General features: G+C 36.8%; 15 protein-coding genes. 1 reads left to right on the top strand and 14 read right to left on the bottom strand.

The genetic code is table 11. The annotated features are described in order from the left end of the window. Positions 1 to 7 precede the first annotated feature (7 nt). The 8 genes from CKJ95_RS10560 to CKJ95_RS10525 form a co-directional block, all read right to left on the bottom strand. Complete coding sequence (locus CKJ95_RS10560; RefSeq protein ID WP_180271217.1) at positions 8 to 586, bottom strand: HTH-type transcriptional regulator Hpr; 579 nt, start codon at positions 584 to 586, stop codon at positions 8 to 10. A gap of 109 nt (positions 587 to 695) precedes the next feature. Beyond that, the gene (locus CKJ95_RS10555) at positions 696 to 1,055 is read right to left on the bottom strand and encodes a YtxH domain-containing protein (RefSeq protein ID WP_099353383.1); all 360 of its coding nucleotides are present in this window, start codon (positions 1,053 to 1,055) and stop codon (positions 696 to 698) included. A gap of 86 nt (positions 1,056 to 1,141) precedes the next feature. After that, positions 1,142 to 1,984 carry a hypothetical protein gene (locus CKJ95_RS10550; protein ID WP_099353382.1) on the bottom strand — a complete coding sequence of 281 codons (843 nt, stop codon included), beginning with the start codon at positions 1,982 to 1,984 and terminating at the stop codon, positions 1,142 to 1,144. Positions 1,985 to 2,084: 100 nt separating this feature from the next. Further along, positions 2,085 to 3,029 carry a 3'-5' exoribonuclease YhaM gene (yhaM, locus tag CKJ95_RS10545; RefSeq protein ID WP_099353381.1) on the bottom strand — a complete coding sequence of 315 codons (945 nt, stop codon included), beginning with the start codon at positions 3,027 to 3,029 and terminating at the stop codon, positions 2,085 to 2,087. A 77-nt stretch (positions 3,030 to 3,106) separates the two neighbouring features. Beyond that, complete coding sequence (locus CKJ95_RS10540; RefSeq protein WP_099353380.1) at positions 3,107 to 6,124, bottom strand: ATP-binding protein; 3,018 nt, start codon at positions 6,122 to 6,124, stop codon at positions 3,107 to 3,109. Positions 6,125 to 6,128: 4 nt separating this feature from the next. Next, a complete protein-coding gene (locus tag CKJ95_RS10535) occupies positions 6,129 to 7,361 on the bottom strand; it encodes a metallophosphoesterase family protein (RefSeq protein ID WP_099353379.1) in 1,233 nt (410 codons plus the stop codon). Positions 7,362 to 7,510: 149 nt separating this feature from the next. Continuing rightward, complete coding sequence (locus CKJ95_RS10530) at positions 7,511 to 8,764, bottom strand: ABC transporter permease (protein ID WP_099353378.1); 1,254 nt, start codon at positions 8,762 to 8,764, stop codon at positions 7,511 to 7,513. Next, positions 8,757 to 9,656 (bottom strand): ABC transporter ATP-binding protein, encoded by a 900-nt coding sequence (locus CKJ95_RS10525; protein WP_099353377.1) that lies wholly within the window; start codon positions 9,654 to 9,656, stop codon positions 8,757 to 8,759. The genes CKJ95_RS10530 and CKJ95_RS10525 overlap by 8 nt, the downstream gene beginning before the upstream one ends. Before the next feature lie 159 nt (positions 9,657 to 9,815). On the opposite strand from CKJ95_RS10525, the gene CKJ95_RS10520 reads away from it, so the two are divergent. Beyond that, positions 9,816 to 9,998 carry a YhzD family protein gene (locus tag CKJ95_RS10520; RefSeq protein ID WP_099353376.1) on the top strand — a complete coding sequence of 61 codons (183 nt, stop codon included), beginning with the start codon at positions 9,816 to 9,818 and terminating at the stop codon, positions 9,996 to 9,998. Positions 9,999 to 10,073: 75 nt separating this feature from the next. Here CKJ95_RS10520 and CKJ95_RS10515 read toward each other — a convergent pair whose 3' ends face one another. The 6 genes from CKJ95_RS10515 to CKJ95_RS10490 all read right to left on the bottom strand — a co-directional run bounded on the left by CKJ95_RS10515 (position 10,074) and on the right by CKJ95_RS10490 (position 17,514). Beyond that, positions 10,074 to 10,862, bottom strand: a complete 789-nt coding sequence (locus CKJ95_RS10515; protein ID WP_099353375.1) for an enoyl-CoA hydratase — start codon at positions 10,860 to 10,862, stop codon at positions 10,074 to 10,076. A gap of 555 nt (positions 10,863 to 11,417) precedes the next feature. After that, positions 11,418 to 13,037, bottom strand: coding sequence for a long-chain fatty acid--CoA ligase (locus CKJ95_RS10510; RefSeq protein ID WP_099353374.1), 1,620 nt, complete (start codon positions 13,035 to 13,037; stop codon positions 11,418 to 11,420). 54 nt (positions 13,038 to 13,091) lie between these two features. Beyond that, on the bottom strand, positions 13,092 to 14,231 hold the full coding sequence (locus CKJ95_RS10505) for an acyl-CoA dehydrogenase family protein (protein ID WP_099353373.1): 1,140 nt from the start codon (positions 14,229 to 14,231) through the stop codon (positions 13,092 to 13,094). A 228-nt stretch (positions 14,232 to 14,459) separates the two neighbouring features. Next, positions 14,460 to 15,974, bottom strand: a complete 1,515-nt coding sequence (locus tag CKJ95_RS10500) for a coproporphyrinogen III oxidase (RefSeq protein WP_099353372.1) — start codon at positions 15,972 to 15,974, stop codon at positions 14,460 to 14,462. 145 nt (positions 15,975 to 16,119) lie between these two features. Further along, positions 16,120 to 16,983 (bottom strand): Cof-type HAD-IIB family hydrolase, encoded by an 864-nt coding sequence (locus tag CKJ95_RS10495; protein ID WP_099353371.1) that lies wholly within the window; start codon positions 16,981 to 16,983, stop codon positions 16,120 to 16,122. Positions 16,984 to 17,157: 174 nt separating this feature from the next. Further along, entirely contained in the window at positions 17,158 to 17,514 is a 357-nt protein-coding gene (locus CKJ95_RS10490; protein WP_099353370.1) for a YlbF family regulator, read from the bottom strand. Positions 17,515 to 17,607 lie beyond the last annotated feature (93 nt).

Genomic DNA, 17,607 nt, shown 5'->3' with positions numbered 1-17,607 from the left:
ATCGAGATTACAACTCTATTTTTTCCTCTACTCGTTTGTAAAGCTTTCCATCTACTTCAATAAAATCATCTTCTATGTTTCGGAATGATTTCTCGAAGATTTCCATATAATCGTCTCCATAGATGTTACGGACAATGCTCATAACCTCAACGATTTCTGGGAACTTTCCGTAAAGCTTCTTAAGAGGAATTGCTCCTTCCAAAACTCCATTTTTACTAGGATTATAGCTCTCCACAATTTTTAAAAAGATTTCTTCCCCTTTTGGTGTCAACTCGATATACGTGTTACGCTTATCATTTTCCTTTTTTGAAAATTGTAAAAGTCCACGTTCCTCTAACTTTTTAGAAAAGTTAAATGCAGTTGAAACATGCATAACTCCAAACTTAGCAATCTCTGAAATTGAAGCACCTTTCAAATGATACGCTATCCAAATAATATGATGTTCATTAATATTTAAATCATAAGGCTTGATCCATTGTTGCCAGTCCTTTTCAATAGATTTCCATAATGCCTTACTTAGCTGTGCGATTCTCTGACTAAAAAGGAGCGCTTCTTTGATGGAGGCCATTTTTTCTTCATGTTTCATAGATTCACCCACTTTTCTATTTTCTCTTATTACTATTATGCCAATAAAATAAAAATTAATAAAGATGTAAATTTACGAAATTTTTAAATTAGGTTAAAAAATTTTGATTCTATGGGGTTGTAACCGCTTTTTCTAATTTTTCTAAAGCGCTTTCTATTTCCGAAAGCTCTTTTTGAATATTTTTTTGATTACCTTCAATCTCCTGTTTCCAATGATTTAGTGAATACTTAATATCACTGGAAACCTCTGCTATTGTATTCACCGCCTGTTTCGTTGACATAGAGACCTGTTCTGTTAAGGATTTTCCATCGGAAACAACCTGTGACATGGAATTAGAGATTTGCTTTTGATTATTTTTTAATGCCCTTCTAAATTCCTTGCCTGAAGTAGGTGAACTTAAAAGGACGGATACACCACCGATCACACTTCCAATTAATACTCCATATAATAGAGACTTTTTTGATGTCATCTTGATCACTCCAAATCAGAACTAGTATTTACAGAATTCTACAAAAACTGAAGAAATCCTTTTTCATTTTCATATTTTTCACAAAATTACAGTTGCTGTAATAAGTCATTTTGTTGGATATACCAACGGTCAACAATACTATTGCGGACCAGTACAAAAACGATTTGTTTTCGTTCCTTCCCTTGATTTTCCCGGTATATTTCGACTTCAACTGGTATTTCCATACTTAATAGTCCTTTTAAATCGCTTAGCGGTAAATAAGACATGTTTGTTATTGAAAAAATAGTAATTTGATTTAAGGTTTTGTAAAGCTTCTTATTTTTTGAATTCGGAATAACGGTTTGTTTGATAATTTTTCGATCTGACTGGTTAATACCGGCGACAAATATTTCAATTAGGTGATACGGATCCGCATTATTAATGTAATCGTCTAGCCTTCCTCCTGCCTTTAATAACATGAGTTTATGTGCAAAATCTGGTTCCTTCGAACTGTGGGTAGTACTTCCTAAGAAATGCACACAAAAATGGCCAGGAAAGCCGTTTTTTAATGCACCTGCACCATGTGGCATACCGTGCATGGAGGCGGCAATCATTTGATCTCCATATTTCACAATAATCGCCCTTCGCTTCCAGCTCCATTTCCCACTGTAGATTTTCTTCATGATTTTAGTGTCCTCAATTGTGAGTGGTTGAACATCAGCATGTCTGCTTCCGGCCCTTCTTTGCACACGAAATTGAAGACCCGTTTCAACGTCAATAATCGTAAAGAAGGATTTTCTAGGAAGAATCTCATTCACGATGTCCCAAGGAACCATTTCAACTTTAAAGCTTAATGGGCTATCTTTCTCATCATATTCATTTGTAACCGCAATGGCTGTATTATGAAAGACAAATAAAAAAAGAAAAAATAGAAGTATTGCTTTTGTCATTCTTCAGAACCTCTTTTTTTACATAGCTTTCCATAAATGATGAAAATCTATTTATAAAAAAACTCGACTCATTAAAAAAAGTGAGTCGAGTTTTGATTGATTATTTATGAAAGGTTGGTTTATAAAAACTTCGATTATCCAATGCAAAGACACGGTCTGAGAATTCGCCTGGTTTTACACGTTCTAATGCACGATCCAACATATTCATTTTTGCATCTAGGTTATCTATATAATGTAGAATTTCCGCTTCCTTAATCATTGGTGGCTTAGGGCTTCCCCATTCTGCTTTTCCATGGTGGCTTAAAATAATATGCTGCAAGACAGTAACTTCTTCACCTTCAATACCGAGCTCTTTTGCGGCTTGTCCGATTTCATTTACCATGATTGAGATATGTCCTAATAAATTTCCTTCTACTGTATATGTTGTTGAAATAGGGCCTGACAACTCGGTAACCTTGCCTAGGTCATGCAGAATGATACCTGCATACAATAAGTCCGTATCAAGTGATGGATATAGATGAGCGATTGCTTTTGCTAAGTCAAGCATTGAGACAACATGATAGGCTAAGCCAGACACGAATTCATGGTGGTTCTTAGTTGCTGCTGGATATTCATAAAAGGCAGCTTGATGTTTTTTCAGTAAATGTCTCGTAATTCTCTGGATATTCGAGTTGTTCATTTCAAAAATATATTGTGTGATCTTTGAAGCCATCTCATCCTGCGGTACAGGTGCAACTTCAAGAAAATCGGAAATAGTAACTCCATCTAAATCAGTTATAGGTCGGATATTTCTGATTTTCAACTGATTTCGTCCTCTGTAGCTATTAATTTCGCCAGCAAGTCTTACGATTTGTTGAGCAGCATAGTTTGTCTCATCCTCAGGTGTTGCATCCCAAAGTTTTGCTTCAATTTCTCCACTTTTATCCTGAAATACTAAAGTTAAGAATGGTTTTCCATTACTTGCAATGCCTTTAGTTGATGATTTAATAAATAAATATACGTCAACCTGTTGTCCCACCTCATAATGTACAATACCCTTCACCATATTTTCTCCCCCTGCTTATCTATTTACTCTCATTTCTATAAATGAGGACTATGAAAATAACAAATTTCTTACAAAAATTATAGCATATTTTTATGGTTTTCTAAGATACCTTCGTTACCTAGTATAATAGGTTTGACTTCACCAAATCCTTCCAAAACATGTTGATGACAAGTAAATAGGAGGACTTGATTTTCTCTTGACAGCTCTTTAATCAAAGAGATGACATTTGATAAACGTCCTGAATCAAAATTAACAAAGCTATCATCAATAATAAATGGAAATGATTGACTGGGATGCATCGTATTAGCAAGCGAAAATCTGAGCGCTATGTACAATTGCTCTGAAGTGGCCTGGCTAAGTTCATTCGGCGTATAGCGTACACCCTTATCGCTCTCGACAATAAAACCATCGATTTCATTGTCAAGGTAGATTCTTTTGTACTTCTTATCTGTGAGAATAGAAAAATAATGCTCTGCCCTTTTCATTACCTTAGGTAAGCGGAGCGTTCGATAGTGGTCAACAGTTTTAGCTAGTATATCTTTTGCAACTGCTAGTGTTGCCCAGTTTTTAGCATAGTTTTTAACTAACGAATTATTTGCCTCATAAGAATGAAGTAAATCTGCATAGGTTCCACCTTCTTCTAGTTCTTGTATTCGGTGGATTATTGCTGACAGTTGACCTTGCCTTTCTTTTTCAATTGCATGAAGTCGAGTGATTTCAGCTGACATCTCTTCAATTTGAACTTCATAATTTGTTTCTATATTACAAATTGCAACTAATTCTCCAAAGCGTTCGAGTTGCGCTATAAGGAGATTCATTCGTTCATTAAGTTCTCGTGCGGTATCATTTGCTTGTCCCTTTGCCCGAAACTCTTCTTCATTCGAAACTTTCGCGATATCCCATAGAACTTGAATTTCCTTTTGAAGATGCTCGATTTCAATAGTAAGTTTTAAGATCTGTTCTTCTGAATCCTTTATTTTCGCATCGATCTGTATAAGCTGTTCATATTTCTTTTTTTCTTCTTGTAATCGAAACGCCATCTGGTCAACTTTGATGGAACTTTGGTCTTCTATGTTTATCTGCTTTGCAACGGTGTAAATTTTAGATTGGAAGTTAGAAATCTCATTTTGAAGCTCTTCTTTTGCTACAGCAAGTTTTTGTTTACTTAATGCTTTCTCCTTGATGGCTTCAAGAATTTGAAAAGCATCCAATAATCGTTCATTTGAAATTTGCATTGGAAGTCCATATGTTTTCTTGATGTTTGTAGCTTTTTCCTCTAAGGAGTACTCAGATTTCTCCCATTCCTCAAAGTCTTTAAATACCTTATCTAATGCAAGTTCGTTTTGAAGATGTGTGGCTTTTTCAATTTCAATCTGCTGCATTAAATGCTTATCACGAATAAGAATTGCTGTTAGCTCTTCATGCTCTGAATAGTTGCTATGTGTTAGTTGCTCTTTAATAGCCTCCAGTTTTTTGATGAGTCTTTCTCTGTCTTCCTGGAGTTCATGTATGTATGAGGAAGACATCTGGGAGGTTACTGTATTCCCAACTGGCCACATGAGAGCACCGAGTATAGTTAATATCCCACCAATTATCCATTCTTTGGTAACATAGAAATATATCGAGATGATCAATAATGAAAGACCGATTCCATAAAACAAACGAGTATACTTTTGTTTGTTTTCGGATTCCTTTACTGTAACTCTTTTTATTTTTTGGTCGATTCTTTTTACCTCTTCCTCAATCAACAGCTTTTCATTTTCTAGGTTTTCCTTCGATGTATATTGACTTTTCTTTTTTTCATAGCGTTTTCGTTGATCCTCAGGGAGAACTTGTTGCTTTAAGACACTTAACTTTTGTTCACTATGATCTAGCGCTTCCTTTACTTGCGTAAAGCTATTATCTAAGAAATGCTTCTGTTGCCTATGTCGTGCTGTTTCAGAAACAATTTCAGAAAACATATCTTTTGCAGAAATGCTAAGATTTAATTTCAAAACATCTGACTCTGGTAATGTTAAATTTATTCGATCTTTTAGTTGATTTAATTCATCTTCTATCTCTTGAAGTTCTTTAGTAGTGAGTTGGAATCTGTTTTCTTTTTCAGTAAATAGGCTTTTATTTTCAACCAATTCCAAAATCCGTTGTTCGTTATCGATGTATTGTTTGGCCAATCGGATTTCACTTTTTTCCTTGTTCCATTCTATAATTTGGCCATTTATGGCAGTTAATTGTGCCTGATACGGTTTTATCTGCGCATGCAGTTGTTCTAAGCGTTTCAGCCCATCTTCGGGGTAAGGCTCAAACTCTGGTAAACCTTGCAATCGATTTTGTAAGGTTTGATATTCTTCTACGATTGGTTGAATTGATTGGAGTTTCTCTGATTCTTGAATTTTTTGCTTTAAAGAATTTATTCGGGTATCATAGGACACAAGTTCCTTTTCGATTTGTTGTTGTTCGTTCAGGAGAGATTCATATTCACTATTTTTCTCCTGCCACTTCGTAACTTTTGCATGTTCCTCCTTTAGTCGGATAAGTTCCATATTCAGTGGTGGATTCTTTCCTTTTGGTTTATATAAACCATCCATTTCCTTCACTAATTTACTCTGTAATTCAAGTAATGCGTCTGTTCCAACTGTCCCCGCAGAAAATAAAAACCTTCCTACATCCTCACTCTTTAAATTATGTAGACCTTGTAGTCCATGAATATTGAAAGAATAAACATTTTGAAAAAGATTTTTATCCATTCCTTGGAATAGCTCTGATATAAATTCTTCTCCTTTAACTGTTCCATCTGGCATAAATACAGATACGTCTCCTGCAGCTTTCCCAGGCAATCTTTCAATCATAATTGTTCCATATTCGTCGGTTTGGAGAATGAGCTTTCCACCATATTTGTTTCCTGTTTTAGGGATATAACGTTGCTCATTTTGTTGTTTTGTAGGAAATCCAAATAAAACGCTATGAATAAACGACATAAGCGTTGATTTTCCAGCTTCATTTTGACCAAAAAAGACCTGAAGATGTGGAGATAGGTCTCCAAGTTCCAAGTTTTCAAGTTTTCCATATCCATAGACCTGAATACCAATGATTTTCATATCGTCACCTCCTATTGGAAAAATAGAGTTCTCGTAAAATTAAGTTCTCCGCATCGTGAAGTATTTCCTGTAGTTCTTCACTTGTAAAAGTATCAATATGCCTTCGGAAGCTTTGATTGTTCCTTAAAGGGAGTAGTGCCTGGTCAAAGTCCTGATATGTTTCCATGTTTTCTAATAAATCACCAATAAAATGTGAATCCTGTTTTAATTTTTGACGATTGATTTCTATTTGGAAATTTTGTTTAAGTCCTACTACATAAACAAAATTCTTTTCTTCTATATCATCGTTTAGAAGAGATAGGAGATCTGCTTTTATAGCATTTTCTTGAAGTTGTGCGTGCAGTGGTCCGGTTCCTATATATTCAATCGTTGCAAATAAGCCTTGGGTTTCTTTACGGAGGGAATCAAGATGAGAAAGTGATCTGTCTACAAGTTGGTCAAAACTAGTAAGCTCAGAAATATCGATGGTCGTATTTTCCCAAATTAAATCCGATGTTGGGAAAAATTTATATTCTGTTTTAGCTTTTGAAAGCTTTATAAGATAACCACCCTTTTCACCTGTTTCCTTTTTATGCCTACCTTGAATATTGCCAGGATAAATAATAGGAGGGTCTTCAGCTAAAATTTCCCTTGTGTGAATATGTCCAAGAGCCCAATAGTCAAATCCTTTTTGCTGGAGATCTGATAACAAAAACGGAGCATAACGGCTATGGGAGCTCTCCCCTTCTTTACTTCCATGTAAGATGCCTATATGATATGTAGCACCGTCTTTCTTTTCATAGAAATGGGTCTTGTTTTCGAGCACAGCTTTTTTTGCATAGCTAAACCCATAAATATTCGCAACGGTTTTTCCATTTTTTTTATAAGGAATGACCTCGACATTTTCATTTTGAAACACATGGACATTGCTTGGCCATTCAAAATGTGGCCAATTCCCACCAAGATGGTCATGATTCCCATGGACGATAAAAGCTTCTATGTCATGGTCTTGAAGTCGTTCCATCTCCTTACGAAATCGTGATTGTGCACGAAGGCTTCGGTCTTCTCCATCGAACAAATCACCTGCGATGATGATAAAATCAACCTTTTGCTCAATCGCAATGTTGATTAATCTTTTCAAAGAGGTAAAAGTACTATCTTGTACACGTTTAAAAACTTTCGCTGGCAGATTGGTTAACCCTGAAAACGGGCTGTCCAAATGTAAATCCGCAATATGTAAAAAAGTAAGTGCATCCATTAAATAGCTCCTTTAGACTCATTTACCTATATTCTAACACCTTCTTGATACGAATGCACGTTCTTATTTTTTTGTGAAATATCAGGGTATTTATAGGTTTAAAACACATAAAAACCGAGGGGAATAACCCTCGGTCCAATTCTAGCAGCTTATTTATCATTCTTTGTGAGTTGTAAGGCTTTTTTGATGTCTTTGAAGGAGGAAGATTTACCGTACATAAGGACTCCTCCGCGGTAGACTCTAGCTCCAAATATCGCAAGTAGAGTAATTGTTGAAACTAGTATCCCGATTGATAACGCAATTTCCCAGGTTGGAAGTGTTAACATACCAACTCGAAGGAACATAATCATTGGTGCGAAAAATGGAATATAAGAAGTGATTGTAATCACGGATGATTCTGGTTTTGTTAGCCCAAACATAGCAATCATAAATGCGGCTACGATTAATAAGGTCATCGGTGTGATCATTTGTTGAACATCTTCAATTCGACTTACTAGAGAGCCTAAGAAGGCTGCAAGTGTTGCATATAAGAAGTATCCCAAAATAAAGAAAACACCAGCGTAAACAAAGGTTGATACAGGCAAATCGCCAAAACCAAACACTTCAAAAAATCCGCCTTCCATTCCACTCATGCTTTGCTTCAAGGAGCCATATCCAACCAATAAAATCACAGCAAATTGAGTTAGACTCAAAAGTGCAATTCCAAGAATCTTACCGAACATTTGCTTAATCGGAGAAACACTTGAAATCAATATTTCCATAACACGAGATGATTTTTCAGTAGCAACTTCCATCGCAATCATATTTGCATACATGATGACTGCAAAATAGATAACAAATAAAAGGACATAAACTAAACCACGCGCTTGATTAAGTTCTTCTTCCGTTTTTGCATTTTCTTCAAGGGCCACTTTATCAAATTGAACAGGTGCATACAGTTGATTAATCTGATCTGGAGTTAATCCCGCTTTTGTGGTTGCGATTGTCACCTTCAACTGTTGAAGAGCCTGTTCTAGTTGCCCAGTGATTTCTGAATCCGTTATCGACGGTGCCTTATAAACTCCCTCTGGTAGTCCTTCAGGTGTTTCCGTTAGAATAAGATAACCGGTTAATTCTTCGGCGGTAACCCGTTCTTGCGCATTCTCTTCTGACCCTTCCATCTTTTCAATGACGATATCAGTAGACATTGCTGTTAAAGTCTGCTCATAAGCTTGATAAAGTTCCTCTGACTCGCTTAGAACTGCTACATGGTTTGTTTCATCTTCATCAAATTTTTCAATAATGGATTGTATATTTGCCAGTCCAAAGATAATGAGTGCTGTTATCAATGTCGTAATAATAAATGATTTTGTTTTTAATTTACTCACATATGTGTGAAAAAGGATAATCCAAAACTTATTCATAAGAAGCACCTACCTTTTCGATAAAAATATCATTTAAGGAAGGTTCCTCTAATACAAACTTTCGAACAAAGCCTTTTCCCGCAATAGAATCTAATATTTTTTGTGAAATTTGTTCACTTTCAACCTGTAAATGGAGGCCCTCCGCAGTTTCCTTCGCCCTTGTTACACCTGCTAATGTTTTTAAATGACTGATATCAAAATCGGCATGTACAATTACATTTTTCTTTCCAAAAGAACGCTTAATTTCTTTTAGAGAACCATGTACAACTGGTTTACCATGATGCATAATGCATAAATGCTCACATAATTCCTCAACATGTTCCATCCGGTGACTTGAAAATACAATTGAGGTTCCAGCATTTTTCAAATCTACAACGGCTTCTTTTAGAAGCTCAACATTCACGGGATCAAGCCCACTGAATGGTTCATCAAGAATAAGTAGCTTCGGCTTATGAATGACAGATGCAATAAACTGTATTTTTTGCTGGTTCCCTTTTGATAATTCTTCAACTTTTTTCGTTGCATATTCAGGTACTTTAAATCGTTCTAACCAGTAATCAATCTGTTGTAAAATTTCTTGTTTTTGCATTCCGCGCAGTCTCGCTAGGTACACAAGTTGATCACGTACCTTCATTTTTGGGTAAAGTCCTCTTTCTTCTGGTAAGTACCCAATCATATGGCTAGTCTCATAATTAATCTTTTTACCATCCCAACTAATTCGGCCATCACTGGCATCTAGTAATCCGAGAATCATCCGAAATGTTGTTGTCTTTCCTGCCCCATTGGCACCTAAAAAACCAAACATTTCACGCTCAGGTATTTCAATTGATAGATTATCAACAGCTGTGAAACTACCAAATCGTTTTGTCACATTTTCTAGCTGTAATGCCATTTCGATTCCTCCTTCTCCTGTTGTTTTTACGAATGAGTTAGGAAAAAGTTTCAAAAATTATCATAACACATTTATTCATTGTTTTTATTGCGCTGAATCTTGCAATCAACTACACTTTAAGTATCTGAATTTTAACTTTATTTATGGGGAGGCTCTGACATGAACTATGTGTTAACAGTGTTTGATAAAACGGGAGAAAAATTACTTGAGGAAACATTCGAAGCTGCTACTGAAAAAGAGGCAAAGGAAACTGGTGAAAGAATTCTGAAGGAAAAAAACTATTTAGAAACGACACATCGCTGCACAAGCTCATCAGGAAAATTAGTGTTATTTCATCGATAAACAGGTACCAAATTCTGGGTACCTGTTTTTTTTTATTAAAAAAATCCCGCTGTGCTTTCAACGGGATTTTCTTCATTATTCGCCTTTAAAAATTGGCTTTCTTTTTTCTAAAAAGGCTTGAATGCCTTCGCGATGGTCCTTTGTATTTCTCATTGTATACTGTCCGTGTTTTTCTAATTCCAATATTTTTTCAAGCTCTGGTAAGTGCATTTGATTGTAGATAAACTTAGTTTGAATCATGGCAAGTACAGGTTTCTTTTTCCACTTTTTCACCTTATGGATGACAGCTGTTTGCAGTTCTTCCTCTGCAACCTCATCAATTAATCCAATATGTAGAGCTTCTCCTGGTGATAATGGCTTCCCTTCCCAAATTAAATGTTTGGCTCTTGCTTCGCCTAGTCTTTTTTCAAGGAAGAAATGTGCACCACCGTCAGGAATTAGGCCGATCCCGATAAAGTTCATAGCTAATCTTGATTGTCGATCGGCGATGATGTAATCAGCTCCTAACGCAAAGCTTAACCCTAGTCCAGCAGCTGGTCCATTTATTGCACTGAGTACTAGTTTCGGTAACAAATAGAGCGTTTTCATTATTTCTGAAATAAGTTCCATCACAGGTGCAAAAGCACTTTCGTCAGTGGAACTTAACATTGTTTTAATATCTCCTCCAGCTGAAAAGCTACGTCCACTACCAGACAATACAAGGATATCCACTTCATCGTTGGCAGCTACTTCTTTTAAACTATGTAAAATTTGATTAAGCATTTCAATATCCATCGAATTAAGTGCCTCTGGGCGATTTAGAGTAAGATAGGCTACTCGCTCATCCATATGAAGAAACACTTTTTCTACTTGTTCGATTGCCATTATAAAGCCCCCTTAGTGGTGTTTCTACTATTATATAATTATATTACTTTAAAAGAAACCGTTTTCAATAAATTAATAAGGTCATCCAGAGTTTATTGGATGACCCTTTTGCGCGTTCGGTATCTACCAGTTTTATCCATATGAGGACCTCTTTACCATGTTTGCAGGTTTTGTATCTCCTAATTTTATCCAATGCTGAACCTCTTTACCACGTTTGCAGGTTCGCTATCCCCTAGTTTTATCCAGTTACGAACCTCTTTACCACGTTCGCGATTCGCCATCTCCAAGTTTTATCCAGGTGCGTGCCTCTTTACCATGTTTGCGGGTTCGATGTCTCCTAGTTTTATCCAATCTCGAGCCTCTTTACAACGTTTGCGAGTTCGCTATCCCCTAGTTTTATCCAGTTACGAACCCCTTTACAACGTTTACGGGTTCGCCATCTCCTAGTTTTATCCAATCCCGAACCTCTTTACCATGTTTGCGAGTTCACCATCTCCTAATTTTATCCAGAGACGTACCTCTTTACCCTGTTTGATGTAAAGTCCACCTACATGTTCACTTAACTTGTGATAGATGGTCTTTCAGTTGGTCTCGCAGGGCTCTTTTCAGGAACTTTCCTACTGATGTTTTCGGGATTTCATCCATAAAGATGATATCATCTGGCAACCACCATTTCGCAAATTGTGGCTTTAGAAACTCAAGTAACTCATCCTTTGTGATTTGGTCCTTTGCAGCATCTTTTAACACTACACATGCAACTGGACGTTCTTGCCATCTTTCATGCGGTACTGCAATAACAGCTGCTTCAAACACTGACTCATGAGCCATGAGTGCATTCTCAATATCAACGGAGGAAATCCATTCTCCACCACTCTTGATAAGATCCTTTGTTCGATCCACAATCTTCACAATTCCTTCTTCATCTACTGTGACTACATCTCCGGTATGTAACCACCCATCTCGGAACGCTTCATTTGTTCGCTCATCCCTATAATACTCATCAGCAATCCAATTTCCTCTTAACAATAACTCTCCCATTTCTTTACCGTCATTGGCAACTTCTCCATTTGCCCCGACTACCTTCATTTCAACTAAAGGGACGATAGACCCTTGTTTCGACCGAATTTCTAGTTTTTCTTCTTCTGAAAGGTCATTTTGATAGCTTTTTAGACGAGATAACACAACAAGTGGTGTTGTTTCTGTCATCCCATAAGCATGGATAAACGGGATTTTGTATTTTGATTCAAACGCTTGAATAAGCCCCTTTGGAGCTGCAGAACCACCACATAAAATACGAGTTAAACTACTTGTATCGTAGTTGCCTTGCTCTAGTTCATTAAGAAGCCCAAGCCAGATTGTTGGTACACCCGCAGTTATTGTTACTTTCTGGGAATCTATTAATTCAGCTAATACCTTTGGAGTAAAATAGGGTCCTGGCATAACGAGAGTGGTTCCAAACCACACCGCCGCAAAAGGTAATCCCCAGGCATTTACGTGGAACATCGGAACAACTGGCATCGCAATATCACTTTCCGTCAATCCTGAACTATCAGCTAGACCGAGTGCCATACTATGTAAGACAACTCCTCGGTTTGAATAGATAACCCCTTTCGGATTACCTGTTGTTGCAGATGTATAGCACATCCCTACCGGATCATTTTCATCAAGGTCTTTCTTAAATTCGAATGCAGGATTTCCTTCATTTACAATTTCTTCATAATGATAAAGTGGCTCTAAGTTTGATTCAGGCAATTCATCCTTATCAGTCATTATGACGAACGCCTCAACTGTTTTTAATTGATCCTTAACCTTTTCTAATAATGGAAGTAGATCTTCATCAAAAAGCAGTACTTTATCTTCAGCATGATTGATGATGTAGACTATATGCGCGGGTGAAAGGCGGATATTGATGGTATGAAGAACTGCACCAATACCAGGTATCGCAAAATAAGCTTCTAGATGACGATGGTGATTCCATGCTAGTGTTCCAATACGGTCACCTTTACTGACCCCGATTTTGTCTAGGGCACTTGATAATCTCCTTGTTCGTTCACCTATCTCTTTATAGGTATGAGTTACAATACCAGTTGTAGTTCTCGAAACTACGGTTTTCTTTGGAAAATACCTCTCTGCACGCTCGAGCATTGATGAAACTAGCAATGGTACATTCATCATAATCCATTCCCCCACTTCAAAATAATTTGAAAAAATCAAGTTACGCTTGTAAACTTATAGTCCCATATTTTTCGCAATTATCGTTTTCATGATTTCATTTGTCCCTGCATAAATCGCGGATACTGGTGTGTCACGATACCGTCTCGCAATCTCGTATTCCTCCATATATCCGTATCCACCATGTAGGTGCATACATTCAGCTGCGACTTTTTTTGCCATATCGGTTAACCACCATTTGGCCATGGAAACCTTTGTCACCACATCCTTTCCTGCGATATGTTTCTCAATCAAATCATCTAAAAAGGTTCTGCCTATTTCAACTTCAGTTGCCATCTCTGCAAGTCTAAATTGAATATGTTGGAATTTACTAATCGATCGTCCAAAAGCCTCGCGATCTTTAACATATTTCAATGTTAGCTTTAGCATTGTCTCAGCTGCTATTTGAGCGGATATTGCAACAATTAGCCTTTCTTGCTGGAGCTGCTGCATTAAGTAATAAAAGCCCTTCCCCTCGATTCCAATTAGATTTTCAGCAGGGACAACTGCATCTTCGAAAATCAGTTCTGCCGTATCTTGTGCATGGAGACCAACCTTATCGAGTTTCCTTCCCCGAGTGAATCCAGGGGTATCTTTTTCAATTGCTAACAAACTAATTCCTTTATGTTTTTCTTTTGGATCTGTTTTACAAACAACAACGACTAAATCCGCATGAATGCCGTTTGTTATAAATGTTTTCTGACCGTTTACAATGTAATGATCCCCTTTCTTTACAGCAGTCGTTTTAATCCCTGCCAAATCCGAACCAGCACCTGGTTCTGTCATCGCTATTGCTGTAATCATTTCACCTGATATACATGTTGGCAGCCATTTTTGTTTTTGTTCCTCTGTGCCATATTCATTTATATAAGGAACCACGATATCACTATGAAGACCTATTCCTATCATGCTTGCGCCAACTCGTTCAAGCTCTTCGTTAATGACGACAGTATAGCCAAAATCAGCATTAAGTCCTCCATATTTTTCATCAACCCATGGACATAAAAAGCCATTATCCCCCATTTTTGTCCAGAAAGAACGAGGGATTATCCCGTTTTTTTCCCAATCGTTATAATAGGGATATGCTTCTTTTTCAAGAAACTTTTGAAAGGCATCGCGAAATATATGATGCTCGTCTTGTAAATAACGTGCGGTCATTATTATCCCTCCTAGTTATAAGGGTTTGTTTTTATCAATGTATGTTTCATAATGGATAAATATAATGTGGTATTTTTGTGGAAGTCTTGTCTAATAGAAACAAAATAGAAAGCGTTTACATTTTAATGAAAAGGAATCTGTTTAACTTTATGAGTTCTAGTACTTGAATAATTCCTCATTATAAAGAAAAATCCTCCTTTTTGAACGAAAAAAAAGAGGCATAGTTTCCTATACCCCTTTTACTACTCCAAACAAATCGTTTAAAATATCGATTTTTTTGTTCGTGTATTCAATAAAATGATCATTGTAGGATTTCGGATCCTTCGGGTTTGCAAACTGAGTAATCTTTCCTGTCACAGGATCAATAAATTTGCTAGCTGCTCCACAGCCTAGACCAATGATTGTTTGCATTTCTTCCATAATCATAATATTGTAGATACTCTCTTGCCCTGGTAGTGAATAGCCAACATTCTCTAGGTTTCCAAGTATGTTCTTCATTCGATATAAATAATATGGAACATACCCGTTTTCCTTTGTCCAAGTTGAAGCATTATTCATCATCTCTGTAATTTCTTCACGGCCGGCAACCTTATATTTTTTCTTGTTTCGTGTCATTTCAGATGCACGCTTAAAGGATAAAGTATGAACGGTTAATGACTCAGGCATAAGCTTTTCTGTTTCTGAGAGGGTATAATTGAACTCTTCTACCCCTTCACCCGGAAGGCCAATGATTAAGTCCATGTTGATATTGTTCATCCCCATATTTCGTGCAAGATGAAACTTTTCAACTGTTTCTTCAACCGTATGATGACGGCCAATCGCTTTTAGTGTTTCCTGTATATAGGACTGCGGATTAATACTGATACGGTCAATATTCCACTTTTTTAGGACGTCAAGTTTTTCAGGTGTAATCGTGTCAGGTCTTCCCGCTTCAACTGTGATTTCACGTATGTTTTTCACATCTGGGAAGGACTGGTACATTTCTTCATATAGCATGTCCATCTCTGCTGCCGTGATACTTGTTGGAGTTCCGCCACCATAATATACAGTAGTAATATTGATATGATTTTCCTTTAACCAACGCCCCATCTCACGCATCTCATAATGAAGTCCTCCAAGGAAGGAATTGACTGATCCTTGTCTTCCATTGATGGCATAGGCAGGGAATGTACAATAGGCACATTTTGTTGGGCAGAAAGGAATCCCAATATAAATACTTACTTCATTTTGTAATTGATATAAATCAGAAACCATTGTGAGTTGACGGTCGACAATTTGGCGCATTAATTCGAGTTTTTCGTCTGTAATTAAGTAATCTTCTTTCAGCTCTTTGTGTGCTACCTCATGAGATTTTCCATCTCGAATCTTATTGTGTAACAGCTTTGTTGGGCGTATGCCAGTGAGCATTCCCCACGGTTGAATAATACCTGTAAAATCTTGCATGACCATTACATACACATGTGAGACTGCATTTTTTATCTTTTTAAATAGTTCTTTGTCATTCTCAAATGGAGGAAATTCCTTACGATAGCTTCCCTTAAATTCGTTGCCGGATTTGATGTCAGTCAGTTTGGCATATGTTGTTATGAAAGGACTATTATATTCATATTGGAAGTCTACTAATAGCTCAGGATTTTCTAACTCTGTGATTGAGAGTTCACTCTCCTCATAAAAAAGATTCGTGATGAGCTGTAAAGGTCGCATAAACCGGTCATCCTCGAGCCCTCTGAATAAAATTCGCATAATTTGTATCACCTTTTCAAAAAAATACTTATTTAAGTGTACAGAATGTACCTTTTTAAATCAATATTAGAATTTTGGGTAGTTTTTGTTTCTGCATATCTTCTCAATAAAAATACCCCCACAAACCGTGGAGGCAAGCCCAACCTTATTTTTCAATCTTAATTTGTTTTAAGAAGTCAATTCTTTGCTGCTTACGGAAATGCTCTTTAATCATGTAGGAGACGCCATTCATATTATTTGACCGAGTCACCCAGTCTGCAGCAAATTTCACTTTCTTCGGTGCATTCCACATTGCAACTCCTAAGCCAGCAGATTCAATTATTTCAATATCATCTAGTGAATCGCCAATAACAACTGTTTCATGCAATGGAATATCTAAGTGATTTGCTAAAGTTTTTAATCCATTAAGCTTAGAAACACCAAAAGGAGTGATTTCTAGCTTATGCGGTTCTGTTAGTTCAACTTGAATGTCATTGAAATGCTCATTCACAGTGTCTCTAATTGTCTTCAGTTCATTTTCACTTTGTGCATAGACCTCAATCTTAGGTGGTCCAACAGGATTGTCTGTTAAATAATCCCCAAGCGAATCGACAAACTGCATCGGATAAAAGAGTGGATCACCAGAACCAAACATTGCTTTTGCGATTAAATTGCCAGGGAATCTAACGCGATTGCCAATTGAAAACTTTTCATGTTGGAGGCGAATGCTACACTTAAAGTTTTCTAATACCTGGACAATATTAAATGTTTTCTCCTCTGAAATACGTTTTACATAAATAGGATCATCTAGGTTATCACTGATGAATCCTCCATTATGCGTAATTAGCAATGAGTTCAGTTTTAGTGCTTTTGCGATTTTTTTCGTCGATGGGAAGTGACGTCTTGTAATGAGAGTCACATAAACTTCCTTTGCACGGACGAAATCGATGGCTTCCTTGGTACCACTTTGAAGCCGACCGTTTGGACGTAGTAATGTGCCATCCACATTTATTGCTAGTAACCTATACATATAGCAGGTCCTCCTTCTCAGTTGGGCGTCCCTATACATATGGTTATGAAAAAAAGAAACTGATTAGAACAAAAGTATAAGATAGAAAAATAGCCGACGTACATGGTACTTAAAGTTTACATAAATGAGCAAAAAAAGAACCCACGCCAAATTCGCGTGGGTTCCTAGAAAGTCTTATTGTTGGTCCATACTACCATATAGTTCTTCAAGTGGCTTAAGCATGATTTGATTTAATTCGCCGACGACAACGCTCATTCGCTGCTCAGCTTCCATTAGTTTTGCAATTGTATCATGTTGTTGAACAAGTGCAACTTGTCTTTGAGCTTGTTCTACTTCTTCTTGTGAAATATCTTCACCCATCATTTGTTTTTGTTGAAGGGATAACTGAATGTTTCGGAAGCTTTCAAATAATTTCTTTGCACCTTCGTCATTATTCACTTGATCATATAATTGCTTTAGTTGTTTAAACTCATCACTCTCACGAATCGCCTTCTCAACACCATAAGCAACATCATATAAATTTACACCCATTTTACCTACCTCCTTTGTCCAGATTTATTACGAGCAAAATGGTTCTTTTCCACTATAACAAACATTTCCATATAATTCACCCTCATCTAGAAA

Origin of the sequence: Fredinandcohnia onubensis, from assembly GCF_002734285.1 — a bacterium.
Taxonomy (GTDB): Bacteria; Bacillota; Bacilli; order Bacillales; family Bacillaceae_L; genus Ferdinandcohnia; species Ferdinandcohnia onubensis_A.
This window is presented reverse-complemented; position numbering and strand designations above follow the sequence as displayed.

Bases quoted from the DNA above. Each gene is read 5' to 3' on its own strand.
- CKJ95_RS10555 (WP_099353383.1), bottom strand. From the start codon at position 1,055: ATGACATCAAAAAAGTCTCTATTATATGGAGTATTAATTGGAAGTGTG.
- CKJ95_RS10495 (WP_099353371.1), bottom strand. From the start codon at position 16,983: ATGTATAGGTTACTAGCAATAAATGTGGATGGCACATTACTACGTCCA.
- CKJ95_RS10505 (WP_099353373.1), bottom strand. From the start codon at position 14,231: ATGACCGCACGTTATTTACAAGACGAGCATCATATATTTCGCGATGCC.
- CKJ95_RS10550 (WP_099353382.1), bottom strand. From the start codon at position 1,984: ATGACAAAAGCAATACTTCTATTTTTTCTTTTTTTATTTGTCTTTCAT.
- CKJ95_RS10530 (WP_099353378.1), bottom strand. From the start codon at position 8,764: ATGAATAAGTTTTGGATTATCCTTTTTCACACATATGTGAGTAAATTA.
- CKJ95_RS10490 (WP_099353370.1), bottom strand. From the start codon at position 17,514: ATGGGTGTAAATTTATATGATGTTGCTTATGGTGTTGAGAAGGCGATT.
- CKJ95_RS10540 (WP_099353380.1), bottom strand. From the start codon at position 6,124: ATGAAAATCATTGGTATTCAGGTCTATGGATATGGAAAACTTGAAAAC.
- yhaM (WP_099353381.1), bottom strand. From the start codon at position 3,029: ATGGTGAAGGGTATTGTACATTATGAGGTGGGACAACAGGTTGACGTA.
- CKJ95_RS10510 (WP_099353374.1), bottom strand. From the start codon at position 13,037: ATGATGAATGTACCATTGCTAGTTTCATCAATGCTCGAGCGTGCAGAG.
- CKJ95_RS10500 (WP_099353372.1), bottom strand. From the start codon at position 15,974: ATGCGAATTTTATTCAGAGGGCTCGAGGATGACCGGTTTATGCGACCT.
- CKJ95_RS10535 (WP_099353379.1), bottom strand. From the start codon at position 7,361: ATGGATGCACTTACTTTTTTACATATTGCGGATTTACATTTGGACAGC.
- CKJ95_RS10525 (WP_099353377.1), bottom strand. From the start codon at position 9,656: ATGGCATTACAGCTAGAAAATGTGACAAAACGATTTGGTAGTTTCACA.
- CKJ95_RS10520 (WP_099353376.1), top strand. From the start codon at position 9,816: ATGAACTATGTGTTAACAGTGTTTGATAAAACGGGAGAAAAATTACTT.
- CKJ95_RS10515 (WP_099353375.1), bottom strand. From the start codon at position 10,862: ATGGCAATCGAACAAGTAGAAAAAGTGTTTCTTCATATGGATGAGCGA.
- CKJ95_RS10560 (WP_180271217.1), bottom strand. From the start codon at position 586: ATGAAACATGAAGAAAAAATGGCCTCCATCAAAGAAGCGCTCCTTTTT.